This window comes from Duganella sp. OV510 (assembly GCF_900100205.1).
Lineage (GTDB): Bacteria > Pseudomonadota > Gammaproteobacteria > Burkholderiales > Burkholderiaceae_D > Rugamonas.
The window spans coordinates 1,074,108-1,096,115 of sequence record NZ_FNEQ01000001.1; the positions used below are offsets into that span (position 1 = coordinate 1,074,108).

The 22,008-nt window shown below is 64.0% G+C and carries 13 protein-coding genes and 1 riboswitch; of the genes, 3 read left to right on the forward strand and 10 right to left on the reverse strand.

Features of this window, described 5'->3' with window-relative positions:
- The first annotated feature begins 108 nt into the window (after positions 1-108).
- Positions 109-208, forward strand: a riboswitch (TPP riboswitch).
- 58 nt (positions 209-266) lie between these two features.
- On the forward strand, positions 267-2,414 hold the full coding sequence (locus BLS51_RS04995) for a TonB-dependent siderophore receptor (RefSeq protein WP_090177298.1): 2,148 nt from the start codon (positions 267-269) through the stop codon (positions 2,412-2,414).
- 7 nt (positions 2,415-2,421) lie between these two features.
- On the opposite strand, the gene BLS51_RS05000 is transcribed toward BLS51_RS04995, so the two are convergent.
- From BLS51_RS05000 to BLS51_RS05030, 7 genes are all read right to left on the reverse strand, one after another.
- Entirely contained in the window at positions 2,422-2,949 is a 528-nt protein-coding gene (locus tag BLS51_RS05000; protein ID WP_090177294.1) for an AAA family ATPase, read from the reverse strand.
- The gene (pnuC, locus tag BLS51_RS05005) at positions 2,946-3,590 is read right to left on the reverse strand and encodes a nicotinamide riboside transporter PnuC (RefSeq protein ID WP_373994309.1); all 645 of its coding nucleotides are present in this window, start codon (positions 3,588-3,590) and stop codon (positions 2,946-2,948) included. The genes BLS51_RS05000 and pnuC overlap by 4 nt, the downstream gene beginning before the upstream one ends.
- Positions 3,587-5,722: a S46 family peptidase gene (locus tag BLS51_RS05010; protein ID WP_229207381.1), complete on the reverse strand. Its 2,136-nt coding sequence runs from the start codon at positions 5,720-5,722 to the stop codon at positions 3,587-3,589. Before BLS51_RS05010 ends, pnuC begins: the two co-directional genes overlap by 4 nt.
- A gap of 147 nt (positions 5,723-5,869) precedes the next feature.
- Positions 5,870-7,300, reverse strand: coding sequence for an efflux transporter outer membrane subunit (locus tag BLS51_RS05015; RefSeq protein ID WP_090177285.1), 1,431 nt, complete (start codon positions 7,298-7,300; stop codon positions 5,870-5,872).
- The gene (locus tag BLS51_RS05020) at positions 7,297-10,578 is read right to left on the reverse strand and encodes an efflux RND transporter permease subunit (RefSeq protein ID WP_090177282.1); all 3,282 of its coding nucleotides are present in this window, start codon (positions 10,576-10,578) and stop codon (positions 7,297-7,299) included. Before BLS51_RS05020 ends, BLS51_RS05015 begins: the two co-directional genes overlap by 4 nt.
- Positions 10,575-13,685: an efflux RND transporter permease subunit gene (locus BLS51_RS05025; protein WP_090177279.1), complete on the reverse strand. Its 3,111-nt coding sequence runs from the start codon at positions 13,683-13,685 to the stop codon at positions 10,575-10,577. The genes BLS51_RS05020 and BLS51_RS05025 overlap by 4 nt, the downstream gene beginning before the upstream one ends.
- A complete protein-coding gene (locus BLS51_RS05030) occupies positions 13,682-15,025 on the reverse strand; it encodes an MdtA/MuxA family multidrug efflux RND transporter periplasmic adaptor subunit (RefSeq protein ID WP_090177275.1) in 1,344 nt (447 codons plus the stop codon). The genes BLS51_RS05025 and BLS51_RS05030 overlap by 4 nt, the downstream gene beginning before the upstream one ends.
- Before the next feature lie 217 nt (positions 15,026-15,242).
- On the opposite strand from BLS51_RS05030, the gene BLS51_RS05035 reads away from it, so the two are divergent.
- Positions 15,243-15,968 (forward strand): response regulator, encoded by a 726-nt coding sequence (locus BLS51_RS05035; protein ID WP_217636399.1) that lies wholly within the window; start codon positions 15,243-15,245, stop codon positions 15,966-15,968.
- On the forward strand, positions 15,968-17,221 hold the full coding sequence (locus tag BLS51_RS05040) for a sensor histidine kinase (RefSeq protein ID WP_090177268.1): 1,254 nt from the start codon (positions 15,968-15,970) through the stop codon (positions 17,219-17,221). Before BLS51_RS05035 ends, BLS51_RS05040 begins: the two co-directional genes overlap by 1 nt.
- Here the strand turns inward: BLS51_RS05040 and sppA are convergent.
- The 3 genes from sppA to BLS51_RS05055 are packed head-to-tail and all read right to left on the reverse strand — an operon-like array spanning position 17,218 to position 21,830.
- Positions 17,218-19,092: a signal peptide peptidase SppA gene (gene sppA / locus BLS51_RS05045; protein ID WP_090177265.1), complete on the reverse strand. Its 1,875-nt coding sequence runs from the start codon at positions 19,090-19,092 to the stop codon at positions 17,218-17,220. The two genes, BLS51_RS05040 and sppA, sit on opposite strands and share 4 nt — an antisense overlap.
- A 39-nt stretch (positions 19,093-19,131) precedes the next feature.
- Complete coding sequence (locus BLS51_RS05050; RefSeq protein WP_090177261.1) at positions 19,132-20,577, reverse strand: sodium:solute symporter; 1,446 nt, start codon at positions 20,575-20,577, stop codon at positions 19,132-19,134.
- Between the two features lie 41 nt (positions 20,578-20,618).
- On the reverse strand, positions 20,619-21,830 hold the full coding sequence (locus tag BLS51_RS05055) for an MFS transporter (RefSeq protein WP_090177260.1): 1,212 nt from the start codon (positions 21,828-21,830) through the stop codon (positions 20,619-20,621).
- Positions 21,831-22,008 lie beyond the last annotated feature (178 nt).

Genomic DNA, 22,008 nt, shown 5'->3' on the forward strand with positions numbered 1-22,008 from the left:
TTCAATGGCCGCCGTGTGGCGGCGCAAGTCCGCAGTGTAGCGGCGCCGCGCAAAACGCGGCGCACGGCACCAGCACCGCTGGCGCGCGATGACAACTGTGTTACACTGGCGCCTCGCTAGGGGTCCTGGGAACGTCGTTTCCGGGTGAGAGATACCCTTCGTACCTGATCTGGATAATGCCAGCGAAGGAAAGCGCAAAAGTCGGTACCTCCCCTCCTTTGATGGCTCTCTTCGCTGGCATCCAGCCGAACAAGTAGAGAGCAGATATGTCCACACCAAACTTTGCAGTGTCCGCCATCGCATTGGCGGTTTTACAGATGACTTCCGGCCTGGCGCACGCCGCCGGCGCCGACGCAGATGCACCTGAACAGACGATGCAGGAAGTCGTCGTCAGCGCCGCCAAGACGCGCGCCGCCACGGCTGCCGTCGCCGGCTTCTCCAATGCACCGCTGCTGGAAACGCCAGCCTCGGTCAGCGTGCTGACCGCGCAGCAGATGCTGGACCTGCAAATCCGCTCGACCACTGACGCCGCCCGCTACGACGCCAGCCTGAGCGACGCCTACAACGCGGTCGGCTACGCCGAACAGTTCTCGATTCGCGGCTTCAAGCTGGACAACGCCTCCAGCTACCGCAAGGACGGCATGGCGATCGCCGGCGACACCCAGATCCCGCTGGAAAACAAGGAGCGGCTGGAAGTGCTGAAAGGCCTGTCCGGCCTGCAGGCCGGCGTCTCCGCGCCGGGCGGCATCATCAACTACGTCACCAAGCGCCCGACCGACACGCCGCTGCGCACCGTGGTACTGGAAGCACGCGAGCGCGGCACGCTGTACGGCGCACTGGACCTCGGCGGACGCTTTGAGAACAGCGACTTCGGCTACCGCGTCAACGTCGCCGGCGAGCGACTGCGCTCCTACATCAAGGGCGCCGACGGCAACCGCAAGTTCGTCTCGGCCGCCTTCGACTGGCGCATCTCGCCGCAGGCGCTGTTGCAAGTCGACGCCGACTACCAGCGCAAATCGCAGATCACCGCGCCGGGCTACCAGCTGCTCAACAACGCCACGCTGCCGGACGTGCCGGCCGACCAGCTGCTGAACGACCAGCCGTGGAGCCGCCCGGTGGAAACCACCAGCAGCAACGTCGGTGCGCGCTTCACCTACCAGTTCTCGCCCGAGTGGAACGCCACCGTCAGCGTCAACCAGCACCACTTCAAGCGCGACGACTACACCGCCTTCCCTTACGGCTGCGGCGCGCAGGAACTGTATCCGGGCTTCTGCGGCAATGGCGATTACGATGTCTACAACTACATCAGCCTGGGCGAGAAGAAATCGCCACTGACGGCGCAAGCACTGCTGCAAGGCCGCTTCGCCACCGGTTCGGTCAAGCATGAATTCACCGGCGGCGCATCGTTCTTCAAGAACAGCGAAAAATGGGGCGATGACCTGTACGACTGGTCGGGCACCAGCAATATCTACCATCCGGTGATTGTGGCGCCGGCGCCAGGCAGCAGCGGCCCGGTCTCGGAGCGCCGCCGCGACAACGAACGCGCGCTGTTCGCGCAGGACATCGTCAGCCTCAACGAGCAACTGAAGCTGCACGCCGGCGCGCGCTACGTGCAGGTGAAGCGCGACGAATACGTGAAACCGGACGACGACGGCGTGCTGCCGCCCTATGCCCACACCGACATCGGCTTCTGGCTGCCCAACGTGGCGCTGGTGTACGCCGTGCGTCCTAATGTCTCGACTTATATCTCCTACGCGCAGGGCCTGGAGCATGGCGGCGTGGCGCCGAAAGGCACCGAGAATGAACACCGCGCGCTGGAACCGGGCAAATCGAAGCAGGTGGAAGTGGGCATCAAGGCCGATATCCGCCCTGACCTGAGCGCCACCGTGGCCCTGTTCCAGATCCGCAAAGGACTGGAGTACACCGACGCTGCCAAATACTACGTGCGCAACGGCGAGGCGCAGAACCGTGGCCTGGAACTGGCGCTGAACGGCCGCGTCAACCGCGACCTGGATGTGGGTTTCTCGGCCACTGCGTTGAACACGCGGCAAAGCGGCACCGGATCGGTGGAGCTTGACGGCAAGCGCGTGACCAATGTCGCCGCGTTCAAGTCGTCGGTGTATGCGGATTACGCCGTGCCTGCGGTGCAGGGCCTGAAAGTGGGCGCCAACTGGATCTACTCGGGCAAGAAAGCGTTTGATGCGGCCAACAGCGTGTTCGTGCCGAAGTACCATGTGGTGAACCTGAGCGCTTCGTACTCAACCCGTATCGGCGGCGTCGGCACCACCTTCCGCGCGGCGGTCGACAATGCTTTCGACAAGTTCTACTGGCGCGATGTGACGCCTGATCTGGGCGGTTACCTGATGCCGGGCGCCTCGCGCACCGTGCGCGTCTCGGCGCAGTTCGACCTCTGACCGGGGGCTACAGTGCGGCCAGCGCGTCGTCCGCCTGGGCGATGCGCTGCTGCACGCCGCCGCTGATCGGCACGTAAGGAATCCCGCGTGCCGACAATTCCTCATGCAGCATGCGGTGGATGATGATGCTCACCTCCTCGCTCTCGCGCTGCAAGCCATCAGCAATCCACGGAATATCCGGCGCGGTCACCAGCGTCAGCGCATAGTCGCGCGCGTGCGCGTCAGCCAGCACCGCCAGCTCGGCATCGATGCCGTCAAAGTAGTGGCGGCTGTACACCGCCGTCATCAGCGGCGACGTATCGCAGAACAGATAGCGCCGCGCGCTTGCAGCGGCGGCCTGTTCACGCACCAGCTGCGTGCGGGCGATGTGGATCTGATCCCCCGCCACCGGCACGCGGCCGGCGGTGTCGACAAATTCGCGTAAATACTCCGGCACCCAGACCGTCTGATAGCGCTCCGCCAGCGCGGCGGCCAGCGTGGTCTTGCCCGAAGACGCCGTGCCGAGGATGGCGATGCGTAGCGGCGCGCCGCTCATTCCAGCGCCAGACGGCGGCCGCCAGTGTGCGTGTCGCCGCTCCAGGCGCGCAGCCCGACCACCGCCATGCCGACAAACACCGCGTACAGAATTGCCGTCAGCATCAGGTGCTTGTGCAAATACAGCCCCACATACAGCACATCGACGATGATCCACACATGCCAGTTCTCGATCTTCTTACGCGACAGCAGCAGCTGGCCGACCAGCGAGCCGGCGGTCAGGAAGGCGTCCGATTTCGGCACGTCGGTATCGGTATAGGTCTTGAGGAACCAGGCCAGCAGCACAAAGCCCGCCAGCCAGGCGACGCCGGCGATCACACGGCCGCGCGCCGATAGCGACGTCACCGGGAGCTTGTCGTGGCGATCGTCGCCATGCAGCCACTGATACCAGCCGAAGATCGACACGGTAATGAACACCAGCTGCAAGCCCATGTCGCCATACAGGCGCGAACCATAAAACACCAGGCCATAGGTGGCCGACGAGATGATGGCAAACAGCCAGGCCCAGTGGCTCTGGCGAATGTTCAGCCATACCGTCGCCACCGACAGCAGGAACGACAGCAGCTCCAGCGGGGTCGTGGCAAATACCGCCAGGTGCAATGGCATATTGGCGTAACTAAGCAGGAGCTGCAAGGTCGTCATTTTTTAGGATACTTGATGGTCATTTCTTTGAGCAGATTGTCGGCATGGTCGACTTCCGCCATCACCCACAGCATATACCGGATATCCAGATGAATGGCGCGGGTGATGTCGCGGTCGAAGTACCAGTCCTTGGTGATCGACTCATAGGTTGAATCGAAGTTCAGGCCGATCAGCTCACCATGCTTGTTCATCACCGCCGAACCGGAGTTGCCGCCGGTGGTGTCGGCGCTGGTCAGGAAGTCGACCGGTACGGTGCCCAGCACAGGGTCCTTGAACTGGCCGTAGCGCTTGGCCTTGATCGCATCCAGCAGGTTTTGCGGTGCGTCGAACGGCGCCTTGCCGGTGTTCTTCTCGACGATGCCTTCGATGGTGGTGAACGGACCCTTGGTAATGCCGTCCTTCGGCGAGTACGGCGACACGGTGCCGTAGGTCACGCGCAGCGTCGAATTCGCATCAGGATAGACCGGCTTGCCCTGCGATTTCTTCCACGCGATGACGGCCGCCATGTATTGCGGGATTACGCGCTCCAGATTGCCGTCCAGCTCCTTGCGGCGCTCCTTCAGCGACTGCGTCACGCCGTCGAGCTTCACCGCCAGCTTGAGGAAGGCGTCGTTGGCGCCGGCGATGGCCTTGGCGTCCTTGCCGATCCAGGCCAGACGGTTGGCGGTGTCGCCCAGTTGCGACTGCGTGTACAGCGCCGGCACGGCGTCCACCGCAGGCAGCAGTGCATCCAGGCCGGTCACGTGCATAGACTTCGGCAATTTGGCATAGCGCTGCAGCGCCGCCGTGAAGCGGGCCTGATCGACGCTGCCGACATACGACTGCTCCAGACGGTTCAGGCGCGCCTTGATGAAGGCCAGGTCGCGCTGCTGGTAGCCGGTTTCGCGTTCGGCATCCGGCTTGGCGCTTTCCTGCGCCAGGCGATACAGCGTTGCGCCGGACTTCAGCAGGTCGCCGGTGGTGGCGACGCCATAGCCGAACTCCTCGTCGCTCAGCGCGATGTCGGCGGCGATCAGTGCATCCAGTTCGGCCAGCAGCTTCTTGTCGGCGCTCGGCTGTTTGGCGTACCAGGCGCGGAACTCGGCGTCCTGTACGTCCTTGATGGCGGCGATGTCCTTGCGTGCAAAGCCGTCCATCAGGCCGCGCGTTTTCTTCATCACGTTATTGAGACTCTTGACCACACTGGCGTAGCGCACCGCGTTGGCATCGCTATCCTTGGTGGCAGCGGCGATCACGTCCAGGTCGGACTGGATCTCGCCAGCCTTGGCCGGATAGGCGGCGTCACGCGCATAGCGGATTTCCGACGGCAGCTTGTAGCGGCTGGTGCGGCCAGGGTAGCCGGCCAGCAGCACCGGGTCGCCGTTCTTCAGGCCTTCGGCCGAGACCACCAGGAAGTCCCTGGATTTGTACGGTACATTGTCCGGCGACGGCTCGGCCGGACGGCCATCCTTGCCGACATAGGCGCGCAGGAAGGAATAGTCACCCACGTGGCGCGGCCATTCATAGTTGTCGATGTCGCCGCCAAAGTCCCCCAGCGAATTGGCCGGCGCGTACACCAGGCGCACGTCGCGTATCATCATCTGGCGAATGCGGTAGTACTCCAGGCCGCGATGGAAGGCCGGCACCGAGCAGCGATAGAACTTGTCGCTCTCGCATTCGGCGATCAGGGCCTTGATGTTCTTCTCCACCGCTTCGCTGCGCGCCTTGCCGTTCATGGCTGGCGCAACACCTTTCAGCACGCGGCTGGTGACGTTTTCTACCTTGTCGGTCACATATACCAGCGTGTTCGGGCCGCCCGGCAGTTCGGCGTCGCGGGTCTTGGCCAGGAAGCCGTTGGCGATGTAATGATGTTCAGGCGTCGAGTTGCGCTGGATGGCGCCATACGCGCAGTGGTGGTTGGTGACCACCAGGCCGGCGTCCGACACAAACGATGCCGAGCAACCGCCCAGCGACACGATGGCGCTCATCGGGTGCTTCGACAAATCGGCCAGCTTTTCCGCCGGGATGGCGATGCCGATGCGTTTCAATTCGGATTTCAGTTGTGGCAGCTGGTATGGCTGCCATTGGCCTTCGTCGGCGTATGCGCTTGTGGCGCACAGCACTGCGGCAGGAATGACTAAGTATTTAAACAAGATATGGCCCCTGATTGATAACGGCGCCAGTATTATAAAGCCAAGCCGGCAGACGGCCCAAGGCATAGCGGGCCGTTGCGGCGGGACGCGCCGGCCGCGTCGCGCTGCTGGCGTTCCATGGGTCGCCGCTTTCGCGGCGACGACAGCTTACTGGGCGGCGTGCCAGCCGCCGCCCAGCGACTGGATCAGGGCAATCGCTGTGGTCTGGCGATCCGCCTGCGCCTGTACCAGAGAGCGGCGCGCGCTCAGCGCAGTCTGCTGCGCAGTCACCACGTCGCTGTAGCTGACCTGGCCGGCGCGGTAGCGGTTCAACATCTGCACCTCGACCTGGTCGGCCGCTTCCGACGCCACCTTGCGCAGATCCTGCTGCTGCGCCAGCGTGCGGGTGGCGGCCAGCTGGTTCTCGACATCGGCAAATGCGGTCAGCACGGTCTGGCGGTAGTTGGCGATGGCCTGGTCGCGCGCCGCCTCGGCACCGCTGACGCGGGCCTTGATGGCGCCGGCGTCGAACAGCGTCTGCGCCGCCGTCAGGCCCAGTGACCACAGGTTGTTGGAAGCGTTGAACAAGCCGCCGGTGGACGACGATCCGTAGCCGTAGGAACCGGTCAGGTTCAGGCTAGGAAAGTAGGCGCTGCGGGCGATGCCGATATTGGCGTTGGCGGCGGCCACGCGGCGTTCGGCGGCGGCGATGTCGGGACGGCGCTGCAACAGCGTCGATGGCACACCGGTCGGAATATCCGGCACGGCGATCTTCCAGTCGGCAGGTGCCAGCGTGTAGTCGCCGGCCGGCTTGCCCAGCAAGACCGCAATCGCATGTTCCAGCGTGGCGCGCTGGCGCACCAGCGTGATCTGGTCGATGCGAGCGCTGGCCAGCTGCGTCTGCGCCTGCAGCAGGTCCGACTTGGCGGTGATGCCGGCATCGAAGCGGTTCTGCGTGATCTGCAGCACGCGCTCATAGCCTTCCACGGTGGCGTCCAGCAGCGCCTTCTCTGCATCGGTCTGGCGCAGCGAGAAGTAATTGGTGGCCAGTTCGCCCTGTGCCGACAGGCGTGCTGCGGCCAGGTCGGCGGCGCTGGCCTGCAGGCTGGCGTCGGCGTTGCTGACGTTGGCGCGCAGCTTGCCCCATACATCCGGCTCCCAGCTGGCGCCGATATTGGCGCGGTACTGGTTGGCGGTTGACGTGTTGCCGCCGCCACCGGTGCGCGTGGCGCTGCCGTTCAGGTTCACCGACGGGAACAGCGACGCGCGCTGCTCGGCCACCAGCGAGCGCGCCTGCGCATACGCAGCGATGGCGGCGGCGACGTTCTGATTATTCACCTCAATGCTGTCGGCCATCTGGTTCAGCAGCGGATCGCCGAACAGCTGCCACCACGGGCCGCGTTCCAGCGTGTCGGCCGGTGCGGCGGCGGTCCAGCCGGCGGCAGCCTTGTCAGCGTCGCTTGGTGTCTCCTTGTAGGCCGACGGCGCCGCCGTTTCAGGCACCTTGTAAGCCGGCGTGACCGAGCAGCCGGCCAGCAGCGCCGACACCACGGCCAGCGCGCTCAGGGAATAAGAGGAAGAAGATGCGTGTTTGCTCATGGTGTAATCGGCGATTCGTCGCTATGGATGCGGCTGAGTTGTTGTTCGGACGGGCTGCGGCGGCGCAGCTTGTCCATCAGGATGTAGACCACGGGCGTCGTCAGCAGCGTCAACAGCTGGCTGGCGATCAGGCCACCGATGATGGCCACGCCCAGCGGCTGGCGCAGCTCCGAGCCTTCGCCGAAGCCGATCGCCAGCGGCAACGCGCCCAGCGCCGCCGCCAAGGTGGTCATCAGGATCGGGCGGAAACGCAGCAGGCAGGCTTCGCGCACTGCTTCCAGCGGCGACAGCCCGCGCGCGCGCTCGGCTTCCAGCGCAAAGTCGATAATCATGATGGCGTTCTTCTTGACGATACCGATCAGCAGGAAGATGCCAATCAGCGCAATCGTCGAGAACTCCATCTTGAAGATCAGCAGCGCCAGCACCGCGCCAACGCCGGCAGACGGCAGCGTGGTCAGCACCGTCACCGGGTGCACCAGGCTTTCGTACAGGATGCCCAGCACGATGTAGATCACCACGATCGCGGCCAGGATCAGCAGCGGCAGCGACTTGTTGCTCTCCTGCGCCTGCTTGGCGGAGCCGGCGAAATTGCCGCGCACATTATTCGGCATGGCGATTTCCGCCTCGGCGCTGGAGATCGCGGCCGCAGCGTCGGACAAGCTGTAGCCCTCGGCCAGGTTGAAGGCGATGGTGGTCGCCAGTTCACCATCCTGGTGATTGATCGAAGTCGCCGCCGAGCTTTCGGCAAAGCGCGCCAACGTCGACAGCGGCACCATGGTGGTGGCCGTGGTGCTCAGCGCCGAACCGGACGATGCATCCTTCACCGCCGGCGCGGCCACATTGGCGGCCGTGGTGGTGGTGGATGTGGCGCCGGTGGACGAGGTGGTGGTCGTACTCACGGTCGGCGCACCGCTCGGATTGGACGCCGACGGCGACGGCAAGCCCTTGGCCGGCACGTAGACATCGTTAAGCGCATTCGGGCTCTTGGCGAATTCGCGCGGCACTTCCATGATGACGTGGTACTGGTTCAACTCATCATAGATGGTCGCCACCTGGCGTTGGCCGAAGCTGTTATACAGCGCATTGTCGATATCCTTGGTCGAGACGCCGAGCCGCGAGGCGATGTCCTTGTCGATGGTGACAAAAGTCTCGACGCCATTGTCGGCCTGGTCGGAGTCCACGTCCATCAGCGCTTTTTGCTCTTTCATCGCCTGCGCCAAACGGGTCGCCCACTTCTTCAGGTCCGACTGATTGTCGGACTTCAGCGTGTACTGGAAGTTGGCGTTGGCCGAGCGTCCGCCCGAGCGCAGATCCTGCACAGGACTGAGGAACAGGCTGACGCCAGTCACCTTGGCCAGCTGCGGCCGCAGGCGCGCGATCACTGCCTGACCGGCCACGTCACGCTGATTGGCCGGCTTCAGGTTGATGAACATGAAGCCGCCGCCGGCACGGCGGCCGCCGGTGAAGCCGACCACCGTGTCCACTGCCGGATCATCCTTGATGATGTTGACCAGCTGTCGCAGCTTGCCCTGCATGGCCTGGAACGAGATGCTCTGGTCGGCGCGGATGCCGCCGCTGATCTGGCCCGTGTCCTGCTGCGGGAAACCACCTTTCGGGATGGCCGCGAACAGGTAGAAATTCAGGCCGATGACGAACACCAGGCTGGCCATCACCAGCCACACACTGTGCAGCGCCCAGTCCAGCGCATGCGCATAGCCGCGCAGGATGGCGTCGAAGCCACGCTCGAAGAAACGCGCGACCGGCGTCTGCGGCCTGGCTTCGTGGCCGCCGGGCGTCAGCAGCCAGGCGCACATCATTGGCGTGGTGGTCAGCGAGATCACCAGTGAAATCATCACCGCCGCCGACAAGGTAATCGCAAACTCCTTGAACAGCGCGCCGAACTGGCCGCCCATGAACAGCAGCGGAATGAACACGGCAATCAGCGACAGGCTGATCGACAGCACGGTGAAGCCCACCTCGCGCGCGCCCAGCAGCGCCGCCTCGAAGCGGTCCATGCCGGCCTCGATATGGCGGGTGGTATTTTCGAGCACCACGATGGCGTCATCGACCACGAAGCCGGTAGCCACGGTCAGCGCCATCAGCGACAGGTTGTTCAGGCTGAAGCCCAGCAGGTACATGACGCCGAAAGTGCCCAGCAAGGACACCACGGTGGCCACCGTCGGCACGATGGTGGCGCGCACATTGCGCAGGAATACGCTGACCACAAGCACCACCAGCAGGATGGAGATAATCAGCGTCACTTCGATTTCATGCAGCGACGAGCGGATAGAATTGGTACTGTCGCTGGCCACCTGGATCTTGACGTCCGGCGGCAGCTGCGCCTGCAGCATCGGCAGCTGTGCGCGCACGCTGTCCACCGTCTCGATGACGTTGGCGCCAGCCTGGGAGCGCAGCAGCACGATGATGGCTGGCTCGCCGTTGAACAGGCCCAGATTGTTCTGGTCCTCGACGCCGTCCACCACTTCCGCCACATCCTGAAGGCGGATAGGCACATCGTTGCGCACGCCGACAATCAGCTGACGATAATCGGCGGCGCTGCGGCCGCCGACAGTGTTGGCCGATTCGGTATAGATCTGCAAGCGGCGGCCGTCGCCCTGGATAGCACCGCGCGGACGGTTGGCGTTGGCGGCCTGGATGGCGGCGCGCACGTCCTCCATCGACAAACCCTGCCGGTTCAGTGCGAACGGATTCAATTCCACGCGCACCGCCGGCAGCGAGCTGCCGCCCAGTTCCACGTCGCCCACGCCGGTCACTTGCGACAGGCGTTGCAACACGATGTTGGACACCGAATCGTAGATCTGGCCCGGCGTACGGGTCTTCGAGGTCAGCGCCAGAATGATCGCCGGCGAGCCGGAGGTATTCGCCTTGCGGTAAGTCGGATTGCTGCGCAGCGTGGCCGGCAAATCGACACGGCTGGCATTGATCGCCGCCTGCACCTCGCGCGCCACCGAGTCCACATTGCGGTTCAGGTCGAACTGCAGGATCACGTTGCTGCTGCTGGTGCTGGACTGCGAGGTCATCTCGTTGACGCCGGCGATGGTGCCCAGGTGCCGCTCCAGCGGCGTGGCCACGCTGGTGGCCATGGTCGACGGGCTGGCACCGGGCACGGTGGCGTTGACCGAAATGATCGGAAAGTCCACCTGCGGCAGCGGCGCCACCGGCAGCACGAAGAACGCGCCGATGCCGGCCAGCGCCACGCCGACCGTCAGCAAGACGGTGGCGATAGGACGCTTGACGAATGGCGAGGACAGGTTCACGCGGCACCGCCTTCAGCCTGCGGCTTGCGCTTGTCGCCAGACTCGCCACGCAGGCGCCGCGCCAGGCTGTCGAAGCCCAGGTAGATCACCGGCGTGGTGTACAGCGTCAGCAACTGGCTGACAATCAGGCCGCCGAAGATGGCCAGCCCCAGTGGGCGGCGCAGCTCCGAGCCTTCGCCCCAGCCCAGCATCAGCGGCACGGCAGCGAACAGCGCGGCCAGCGTCGTCATCAGAATAGGACGGAAGCGCAGCAGCGCGGCCTGGTGGATCGCCTCGCGCGGCGGCTTGCCTTCGTCGCGCTCCGCCTCGATGGCGAAGTCGATCATCATGATCGCGTTCTTCTTGACGATACCGATCAGCAGGATGATGCCGATGATGCCGATCACGCCCAGGTCCTGGCCCGAGACCCACAGCGCCAGCAAGGCGCCGACGCCGGCCGACGGCAGCGTCGACAAAATGGTCAGCGGGTGGATATAGCTTTCATACAGCACGCCCAGCACGATGTACACGCACACCACGGCAGCCAGGATCAGCCACAGCTGGTTGTCCAGCGAATTCTGGTAGGCGCCGGACGCGCCAAGGAAGGTCAGCGTGACCGCAGTCGGCATATGGATATCGACCGCAGCCTGCTTGATGCTGTCGACCGCAGTGCCGAGCGAGATGCCTGGTGCGGTGTCAAAGCCCAGCGTGGTGGCCGGATACTGCGCCACGTGGGTGATCTGCAATGGCGCCTGGCGTTCGGTGACGGTAGCCACCGCCGACAACGGCGTGGCCTTGCCGGAACCGGTCTTCAGTTGCAGGTTGCCCAGGTCTTCCGGCGTCGAGATATCATCGCGGCGCGCTTCCAGAATCACGCGGTACTGGTTGGTCTCGGTGAAGATGGTCGAGACGATGCGCTGGCCGAAGGCGCTGTACAGCGCATCGTCAATCGACGCGGCAGTCACCGACAGGCGCGAGGCCGTGTCGCGGTCAACGCTGACATAGGCCGCAGCGGCACTGGCCTCGACGTCCGATACCACATTGCGTAGCTGCGACTTGGTGCGCATCTGGTTGGCCAGCTTGGTCGCCCATTCGTTCACAGTGGCGTTGTCCGCGCCTTCGATCGACACGCGGAACTGGGTCGGACCGGTTTCAGCATCGATGGTCAGATCCTGCGTCGGTTGCAGGTACAAGGTCAGCCCGGGAATTTGCGCCACGCGGTTGCGCAGGCGGTCCATGGTTTCCTGCTGGTTGCCGCGCCCTTCCCGCTTCAGGTTGATCAGCATGCTGCCGGTGTGCAGCATGGTGTTGTTGGCCGCGTCCACGCCAACCACGGAGCTGAGATTCTCAACCGCCGCATCTTCGAGAATTGCTTTGGCCGCCTCCTGCTGCAACGACGCCATCTTTTGATAGGAAACCGCTTTGCCGGTTTCCAGGCGTGCCTGCAACTGGCCGGTATCCTGCGTCGGGAACAGGCCTTTCGGGATGACGATGTACAGCAGCACCGTCAGCAGCAACGTGCCCAGCGCCACCAGCAGCGTCAGGCCGCTATGCTTGATCACCCAGGTCAGCGACCTGTCGTAGTGGCTGATGACCCAGTCGAAGAATTCCTGGAAGCGCACCGCGAAGCGGCTGAGTTTTTCCTCGCCGTGCGGCTTGAGCCAGCGGCCCGACATCATCGGCACCAGCGTCAGCGACACCACGGCGGAAATCAAAATGGTGATGGCCAGCGAAATCGCGAATTCGCGGAACAGCCGGCCCACCACGTCGCCCATGAACAGCAGCGGGATCAACACGGCGATCAGCGACACCGTCAGCGAGATGATGGTGAAGCCGATCTGCTTGGCGCCTTTCAGCGCGGCGGCCATTGGCGTTTCGCCCTCCTCGATGTAGCGGGCGATGTTCTCGATCATGACGATGGCGTCATCGACCACGAAACCGGTGGCGATGGTCAGCGCCATCAGCGACAGGTTGTTCAAACTGTAGCCGAGCAAATACATCACGCCGCAGGTGCCGATCAGCGAAATCGGCACCGACAGGCTGGCAATCACAGTCGCGCGCAGGCTGTGCAGGAAGGCGAAGATCACCAGCACCACCAGCACCACGGCCAACAACAGCTCCAGCTCCACGTGTTCGACCGAGGCGCGGATGCCCTTGGTGCGGTCGCTCAGCACCTCGACATGCATGGCGCCCGGCAGGCCTGCTTGCAGTTCCGGCAGGCGCGCCTTGATGGCGTCCACGGTGGCGATAACGTTGGCGCCAGGCTGGCGCTGCACGTTGAGAATGATGGCCTGCTTGGTGTTGGCCCAGGCGCCCAGCTCCACGTTCTCGGCACTGTCGACCACCTGTGCGACGTCGGCCAGCCGCACCGGCGCGCCGTTCTTGTAGGTCAGGATCAGGTCTTTGTAATCCTTGGCGGTCACCAGCTGGTCGTTGGCGTTGATGGTGTAGGCGCGGCTCGGGCCATCGAAGCTGCCCTTGGCGCCGTTGGCGTTGGCTGCGGTGATGGCGGTGCGCAGTGTGTCCAGGCCCAGGCCATACGACGCCAGCGCATTGGTGTCGGCCTGAATCCGCACCGCCGGGCGCTGGCCGCCACTCAGCGTGACCAGGCCGACGCCGGACACCTGGCTGATCTTCAGCGCCAGGCGGGTGTTGACGATGTTCTGCACCTCGGTCAGCGGCATCGTGTCGGAGGTGATCGCCAGCGTCAGCACCGGCGCATCGGCAGGATTGACCTTGGCGTAAATTGGCGGCGCCGGCAGGTCGGTCGGCAGCAGCGATGAGCCGGCGTTGATCGCGGCCTGCACTTCCTGCTCGGCCACGTCCAGCGACTGTCCCAGTCCGAATTGCAAGGTGATGATCGATACGCCGGAAGCGCTGGTGGAACTCATGCGCGACAGGCCGGCCATGGCGCCGAACTGGCGTTCCAGCGGCGCGGTCACGGTCTGCGCCATCACTTCCGGACTGCCGCCCGGGTACAGCGTCTGCACCTGGATGGTCGGGAAGTCAACCTGCGGCAGCGCCGACAGCGGCAGGAAGCGGAAGCCGACGATGCCCGCCAGGACAATCGCCAGCATCAGCAGCGAAGTCGCTACCGGACGCTGGATGAATGGTGCGGATGGACTCATTGTTTCGCTGCGCCTTCTGCTTTGGCCGCGCCTTCCTTGTTGCGGCGGTGATGTTCACCCTTGGCCGCGCCGTCAGCACCGGCGCCAGCACCAGCACCAGCCGGCTTGGCGCCCGGCAGCGTGACTTTCGCGCCTTCCTTCAGGCGGTCGGCGCCTTCGGTGATGACTTGCTCGCCCAGCTTCAGGCCCTCGGTGATCTGCACCTTGTCGGTGGTCGAGGCGCCGCGCTTGACCTGGCGCACGGTGACGGTCTTGTCCTCTTTCAGCACATAGACGAAGTCACCCTTGGTGCCATGGCGCAGCGCCGTCACCGGCACCATGATGGCGTCCTTGATGGTGTTCAGCTCCAGGCGCACGTTGACGAACTGGCTCGGGAACAGCGTCGACTTGGCGTTGGCAAAGCGCGCCTTGGCCTTGACCGTGCCGGTCGACGTATCGATCTGATTGTCCATCGCGTAGAACTTGCCGCTGTCCAGCGTATTGGTGCGGGTGCGGTCCAGCGCCAGCGCCGGCAACGAAGCGCCGTCGTTGACGCGCTGCGCCACGCCCGGCACGCTGTCCTGCGGGATCGAGAATTCAACGTCAATCGGCGACAGCTGGGTAATCACGGCGATGCCGCTGGTGTCGCTGGAGCCGACCAGGTTACCGATATCCACCGTGCGCAAGCCCACGCGGCCGGAGATCGGCGCCACCACCTTGGTGTAGCCCAGGTTCAGTTTCGCCGTGCCCTCGGCCGCCTTGTCGGTCATGACCGTGCCTTCCAGCTGCTTGACCAGCGCCGCCTGCGTGTCGACATCCTGGCGCGCGATCGAGTCCTGGGTCAGCAGCGTGCGGTAGCGGTTCAGCGTCAGCCTGGCGTTTTCCAGCTGGGCTTCGTCGCGCTGGCGCGTGCCGGTGGCCTGCATCAGGGACATTTCAAACTGGCGCGGATCGATCTGCGCCAGCACCTGGCCGGCCTTGACCATCTGGCCCTCTTTGTACAACACGCTCTGCAGGATGCCGGAGACTTGCGGGCGCACCGTTGTGGTGGCCGCCGCCGTCACCGTGCCCAATGCTTCCAGCGTGACCGGGATATCGGCTTTCTCTGCCGTCGCCACGCCCACCGTGGTGGCCGGCGAGCGTCGACCGCCGCCAGCACCGGGACCACCAGGACCGCCGGGACCAGGACCGCCAGGACCTTGCGCACTGGCGCCGCCCGCCGGCGTTGCTGGCTGGTGCGTCAGATACCACGCCAGTCCACCCAGCGCGGCCATCACGGCCACAGCGATCACGCTGCCGAGAAGCTTGCGGCTGCGCTTGGGAGGGTTGGCATTCAAAGTCGGCTTGGCTTGCGAATCCATCGTTATCCTTTTTGTAGGCGTGCGTGTCCATGGCAACCGCGCCATGGCCTCAATGCCGGGACTCTAGCACAAGGTTTTCGCCATGTCTGCGGGGGAAACACCGACGATACAATCTCGCTACAAATCAAGGACTTTGCGTTGATATCGTTAATCTACCTTTACATTTCTTTACCGAGGTGACATCGGCCCTACAAGCTGCTGACGTAGAATGGCCCACATGAATCCTGTAGACCGCATACTTTTAGTCGAAGACGACCCCCGCCTGGCCGAAATGCTGACCGAATACCTGGGCCAATCAGGCTTCCGCGTGACTCACGCGCCGACCGGCCGCGAGGCCATGACCCACATCGCCGCCGCCGAAATCGACGCCGTCATTCTCGACCTGATGCTGCCCGACATGGACGGCCTGGATGTCTGCCGCCAGCTGCGCGCCACGTCGGACGTGCCGGTGCTGATGCTGACCGCACGCGGCGACGCCATCGACCGCATCGTCGGCCTGGAAATCGGCGCCGACGACTACCTGCCCAAGCCTTTCGAGCCACGTGAACTGCTGGCCCGCCTGCGCGCCATCCTGCGCCGCCGCGTCGAACCGCGCCCGCTGGATGTCGCACGCAACGCCGGCACGCCCGGCGAAGGCTTCCTGCGTTTCGGCCGCCTGGAAATCGACCCAGCCGCGCATTCGGCCAAGCTGGATGGCGTGTCCTGCGACCTCACCGCCTACCAGTTCGACCTGTTGCTGGTGATGGCCAAACACGCCGGCCGCGTGCTGTCGCGCGATGCGCTGATGGACCTGCTGAAGGGCGAGCCGCTGGAAGCCTTCGACCGCTCGATCGACGTCCACATGTCGCGTATCCGCGCCGCCGTCGAGGATGATCCCAAAAAACCACGCCGCATCATCACCGTGCGCGGCGCCGGTTATCTGTTCGCCAAGGTGCAGGATTGATGAAACGCTTCAGCATGGGCCTTCCGCGCCTTTACTTCCGCTTTTACGTCGCGCTGCTTTTTATCCTGGCGCTGTTTGCCATCGCCACCACGCTGATCTGGAACCGCAGCGGCAGCCCGCTGGAGCGCTCCAACATCACGCTGTCCAAGCTGGTGTCGAACATGCTGGCGCCGGCCGATGCGCCGCCCGAGGAACAACAGGCCGCGCTGGCCCGCATGGCCTACGGCATGAACGCCCATATGACGCTGTACACGCGCGACTGGCGCCCGCTGGCCGTGGTTGGCGAAATGATCCCGGCGCGACACTGGCGCAAGCAAGGCGTCACCGGCCCGCCGCCGGAATCCTTTGTGCGTCTACCGGACGGCCGCAAGCTGCTGTCCAGCGAGCCCTTGGGCTTCACCCGCCCCAAGGCCATGCTGCACAACGCGCTGATGCTGGTGGCGCTGGGCATCGGCATCGCCGCCTTCCCGCTGGTGCGCCATTTGACCAAGCGGCTGGAACGCTTGCAGCAAGGCGTCGAATCGCTGGGTGCCGGCGACCTGACCACGCGCGTCAAGGTGGAAGGCAAGGACGAGGTGGCGCGGCTGGCGCAAAGCTTCAACCGCGCCGCCGACCAGATCGAACAGTTGGTCGGCGCGCACAAGACCTTGCTGGCCAACGCCTCGCACGAATTGCGCACGCCGCTGGCGCGCATCCGCCTGGCGCTGGAGCTGATCACGGAAGGCATCGATCCGAAGCGGCGTGCGGGCCTGGAGCAGGACATCGCCGAGCTGAATCATCTGCTGGATGAAATCCTGCTGGCCAGCCGGCTGGGCGCCATCCGGGAAAATACCGACACCGAGGAACTGGACCTGCTGGCCCTGACAGCCGAGGAATGCGCGCGCTATGACGAGGCGACGCTGGACGGCGAATCGGCCATCATGCATGGCGACCCGCGCTTGCTGCGCCGCCTGTTGCGCAACCTGCTGGAGAATGCGCACCGCCACGGCGTGCCGCCGGCCAACGTGCAAATTACCTGCGCCGACGGTGTGGCGACCTTGCGTGTATGGGATAAGGGCCCGGGCGTGCCGGACTCGGAATTCGAGCGCGTGTTCGAGCCCTTCTTCCGTCGTCGTGGCACACTGGATAATACCGGCGCCGGTCTTGGACTGGCACTGGTGCGGCAGATCGCCCGCCGCCATGGTGGCGAAGCGCGCTGCGTCCTGATGCGCGATGGACGCAGCTGCTTCGAAGTGACGCTACCGCTGGCTTAAGGCGATTCGCAGAGGCAGTGGGTGATGGCGGTGAACGGCTTGCGTTTCGCCGTCAACTCCGACAGCCAAGCGAAGTCGCCGGCCACCTCGGTCGCCGCGCTTGGCGGCAGACCGGTGCTGGCGGCGGCGCCCAGTTTCAGCTCGGCCGCCACGGCCTGCGCCACTGCTTTCGCTGTGCCGCCGCCGACCATCTCGATGAAGCGGTCAACCTTGCTGATATCACGCTCCACATACACCACACGATAGTCGCCCGCCAGCTTGGCGCGCGACGCCGCCGATTTCAGCGCATCGTTGTAGGTGCCCAGTCGGTCGACCAGGCCGCGCTCCTTGGCTTGCACGCCAGTCCACACGCGACCCTGGGCCACTTCATCAATCTTGGCCGGCGTGGTCTTGCGCGCCTTGGCCGCCTTGGTGGTGAACTCTTCGTAGATATGGTTGATGCTGCCCTGGATCACCTGGCTGAAGCGCGGGTCCAGTGGACGCAACGGGTTGCCGGCATCGGCCAGCCAGGTGGTCGGCTGGCCGGCGGTGTGGATGCCCAGCTTGTCCACCACCTTGTCGGCGGTCGGCAGCAGCGCGAACACGCCGATCGAGCCAGTGATGGTATTCGGCTCAGCGATCACCTCATCTGACGCCATCGAAATCCAGTAGCCGCCCGATGCTGCCAGGTTGCTCATCGAGACCACCACCGGCTTGCCGGCGGCGCGCGTCAGTTCCAGCTCGCGGCGGATCAGTTCCGAAGCGAAGGCGCTGCCACCAGGCGAATCGACGCGCAGCACCACAGCCTTGATGCTGCTGTCTTCGCGCGCCATGCGGATCAGCTTCGAGGTCGACTCGCCGCCGATGGCGCCCGGGCCGGCGCTGCCGTCGCTGATTTCGCCCTGCGCCACGATCACGCCAACGGCGTCGCCGGTCAGCTTGCGCGGCACACGCGCCAGGTATTCGTCGAAGCTGATCTGGCGGAAGCTCTTGCCTTCCGCGTCCGGCACGCCGCGCTTGACCATCAGCTCGCGGATTTCATCGCGCGTTTTCAGGCCGTCGACAAACTTGGTCGCCACCGACAGCTTGGCCAGGTCACCATTCACCGCCGCCACCTGCTGCGGCAGTTCGTTAATGGACTTCATGATCTGGCCTTGCGGCATCTTGCGTGCTTTTTCCACGTTGTCGGTGTACGAAGCCCACAGCGCGTTATACAGATACGCGTCCGCCTCGGCGGCGGCCGGCGACGGGCCATTGGCGATATACGGCTCGGCCGCTGCCTTGTAGGTGCCGACGCGCAGCAGGTTAACCGTCACACCGAGCTTGTCCAGCGCGTCGCGGTAGTAGTTGCGGTAGCGGCCAAAGCCCTCGATCATCACCATGCCCATCGGGTGCATATACACTTCGCTGGCATGCGCGGCCAGCAGGTACTGGCGTTGATCGTAGCTGGCGCCCCACGCCACCACCGGCTTGCCGGCGGCTTTGAAGCGCTCGATGGCGCTGGCCACTTCACGCAGCGTGGCCTGGCCGGCGCCTTGCATCTCGTCAGTCAGCAGCACGGCGCCGCCGATGTCCGGATCCTTGGCGGCCGTCTCCAGCACCGCCAGTACATCGCGCAGCTGTATCATCTTGTGCACTTCAGCGCCACGTGCGTTGGCCAGCAGAGCATCCGTCGCATTGACGCTGGATTGCTCCACCAGTTGGCCTTTCAGGTCCAGCACCAGTGTGGTCTTGGGCTGCAGCGGCTTGGCGCCGCCGCCGAAGATGGCGTACAGCAGCACCAGCACGATGGCCAGAAAAATCAGGTTCAGCACCGTGCGGCGCCCGGCGTCCAGCGCGCGCCAGAAGAAGGCGAAACCACGACGAACATAAGATAACGGGGATTGACTCATCAACACTCCATGATTGCGTAATTTGCAATGATAATACTGCTATTGCTGCTTTTTGGAAATAAGCAGCAGTCCGGTGAAAACGATCAGGCCATTGATAACAAGTAGTTCCAACCCGATGCGGTAACTACCAAGTAGCGCTTCCTGATTAAAATCAATAACATAGCACAGCACCGGTCCGGCCAGCGCCACCAGTGGCACCCAGCGGTCGCGAAGCGCGCGCCGGGTCAGGATACCGAAAGCGAACAGGCCCAGCAACGGACCATAGGTATAGCCGGTCAGCTTCAGCACCAGGCCGACCATGCTGGCGTTGTCCACCCATTTGAACACCAGCACCAGCGCCAGGAAGATGGCGCAGAACACCAGGTGCACGCGGTGGCGCAAGCGTATCTTCGCCGCTTCCGTCATGTCGGTGCGGCGCTGTACGCCGAGGATGTCGATGCTGAACGACGACGTCAGCGCGGTCATGGCACCGTCCGCGCTGGGGAACAGCGCCGAGATCAGGCCGATGAAGAAGATCAGCTGCAAGGCCGCCGGCATGTGGCTCATCACCACCGCCGGGAAGATCTTGTCTCCTACAGCCGTAATGCCCACTGTCGGCGCGTACAGGTACAGCAAGCCGCCAAGGTACATGAACAGTACCAGTACAGCGGTCAGTACAACCGTCATCAGCGCCATATTCTTTTGCGAATCGCGCAGCGTTTTGACCGAGATATTCTTCTGCATGGTTTCCTGGTCCATGCCGGTCATGGCCAGCACAATGAAGAAACCGGCGCCGACCTGCTTCCAGAAATTGGCCGGGCTGTCGATCGAGGTGGTGACGACGCGCGTCAGGTTTTGTTCGTGCATTTGCGCCAGGCTGTCCAGCGGGCCGGTGTCCATCGCATGCAGCAACCAGCCGGCGCAGATCAGCAGTCCCAGCACCATGCCGGCGGTTTGCAGCATGTCGGTCCAGACGATGGTCTTGACGCCGCCCTCGTAGGTGTACAGCAGGATCATGCCGAGGATGACCAGCGTGGTCAGCCAGAACGGCACGCCCAAGCTGTCGAGGATGGTAATTTGCAGGATGTTCACCACCAGGTACAGCCGCGCCGACGCGCTCATGGTGCGCGACAGGATGAAAAACGCGGCGCCGCTCTTGTAAGAGCGCGGGCCGAGCCGCTGTTCCAGGTAGGTGTAGATGGACGTCAGCTTGAGACGGTAGTACAGCGGCAGCAGCACCGTGATGACGACGATATAGCCCAGCACATAGCCGAGGATGACCTGCAGGTAGCCGAAGCCGTCGCGCCCGATGGCGCCGGGTACGCTGATGAAGGTGACGCCGCTCATCGTGGTACCGACCATGCCGAAGGCCACCAGCAGCCAGTTGCTGCTCTTGTTACCGATGAAGAAGCTGTCGTTGTTGGCGTTGCGCGAAGTGCGCCAGGCAACGATCAGCAGGATCGCAAAATATGCGGAGATGAGGCTAAACAGGGAGACTGCGGACATGGTGTGACGGCGAAGTTCAAATCGCCGCCACTATACACCGCTCAGTGACCTGTCGCGTGGAGCGACCTGCCCCCACTGATACTGGCCGGCCGTGGATTCAGGCGGTCCAGGCGGCCGCTCAGCGCGGTCAGGCCGAAGGCGCCCAGCACCACCAGACCGCCGATCCAGCCGGTGTGCGCCAGCCCCAAGTGCTGGACGATCACGCCGCCGCCCCATGCGCCGCCGGCGATGCCCAGGTTGAAGGCGGCGATATTCAGGCCCGACGCCACATCGACAGCGCGTGGTGTGTAGTGCTCTGCCTGCTGTACAACATACACTTGCAACCCTGCCACGTTACCAAACGCCACCGCGCCCCATGCCAGTACAGTGGCGATCACCAGCCATTTATATGGCGCAGCGAAGGTCAACACCACCAGCACAGCCGCCAGACCAAGAAAGATGATCTTCAGCGCGCCGATCGGGCCGCGACGGTCGGCCAGCTTGCCGCCCCAGATATTCCCGACCGCCACCGATACGCCGTACACCAGCATCACCAGCCCGACCGCGTTGGCGCTGAAGCCGGTGATGTCGGTCAGAATCGGCGCCAGGAAGGTGAAGGCGATGAACGAACCGCCATAACCCACTGCCGTCATCGCATACACCAGCAGCAGGCGCGGTTCAGCCAGCACCTTCATCTGCTGCAGCAGCGAGGCTGGCTGGTTGTGCTGGATCGACGACGGTACAAAGATCGCGCTGCCGACAGCAGCAATCAAGCCCAGTGCCGCCACCGCCAGGAAGGTCTCGCGCCAGCCGAAGTGTTGGCCGATGAATGTCCCCAGCGGCACGCCCGTCACCAGCGCCACCGTCAGGCCGGTGAACATGATGGCGATCGCGCTGGCCGCCTTTTCCTTCGGCACCAGTGAGGTGGCGATGGTCGAGCCGATCGAGAAGAACACGCCGTGTGCCAGTCCCGTCAGGATGCGGGCGATGACCAGCGATTCATAGCCCGGCGCCTTCCAGGCCAGCAGGTTGCCAAGGGTGAACAGCACCATCAGCGACACCAGCAGCAGCTTGCGCGGCATTTTGCCGGACAGCGCGGTCAGCACCGGGGCGCCAATGGCGACGCCCATCGCGTACAGGCTGACTAGCAGCCCGGCCGACGGCAGGTTGACGCCCAGGTCGGCGGCAATCGTTGGCAACAGGCCGACGATGACAAACTCAGTGGTTCCGATGGCAAATGCGCTGATGGTCAGCGCCAATAAGGCAATGGGCATGGCATGACTCCTTTAAAGTGGATGCCATGCAGTATCTGGGCTTTCGTTCATGAGAAAAAGACAGCAAAATCCAAAACATATTTGCCTCAACCGCAATTATCATGCGGCGTTTGCGCCAAAACACTCAGATTGTTGACGTTTTCCAGCGGGGTTGCCAAGGTGAAAAGGCATTATGATC

Excerpts from the sequence above, each read along its gene's own strand:
- BLS51_RS04995 (WP_090177298.1), top strand. The coding sequence starts at position 267 with ATGTCCACACCAAACTTTGCAGTGTCCGCCATCGCATTGGCGGTTTTA.
- BLS51_RS05000 (WP_090177294.1), bottom strand. The coding sequence starts at position 2,949 with ATGAGCGGCGCGCCGCTACGCATCGCCATCCTCGGCACGGCGTCTTCG.
- pnuC (WP_373994309.1), bottom strand. The coding sequence starts at position 3,590 with ATGACGACCTTGCAGCTCCTGCTTAGTTACGCCAATATGCCATTGCAC.
- BLS51_RS05015 (WP_090177285.1), bottom strand. The coding sequence starts at position 7,300 with ATGAGCAAACACGCATCTTCTTCCTCTTATTCCCTGAGCGCGCTGGCC.
- BLS51_RS05025 (WP_090177279.1), bottom strand. The coding sequence starts at position 13,685 with ATGAGTCCATCCGCACCATTCATCCAGCGTCCGGTAGCGACTTCGCTG.
- BLS51_RS05030 (WP_090177275.1), bottom strand. The coding sequence starts at position 15,025 with ATGGATTCGCAAGCCAAGCCGACTTTGAATGCCAACCCTCCCAAGCGC.
- BLS51_RS05035 (WP_217636399.1), top strand. The coding sequence starts at position 15,243 with ATGAATCCTGTAGACCGCATACTTTTAGTCGAAGACGACCCCCGCCTG.
- BLS51_RS05040 (WP_090177268.1), top strand. The coding sequence starts at position 15,968 with ATGAAACGCTTCAGCATGGGCCTTCCGCGCCTTTACTTCCGCTTTTAC.
- sppA (WP_090177265.1), bottom strand. The coding sequence starts at position 19,092 with ATGAGTCAATCCCCGTTATCTTATGTTCGTCGTGGTTTCGCCTTCTTC.
- BLS51_RS05050 (WP_090177261.1), bottom strand. The coding sequence starts at position 20,577 with ATGTCCGCAGTCTCCCTGTTTAGCCTCATCTCCGCATATTTTGCGATC.
- BLS51_RS05055 (WP_090177260.1), bottom strand. The coding sequence starts at position 21,830 with ATGCCCATTGCCTTATTGGCGCTGACCATCAGCGCATTTGCCATCGGA.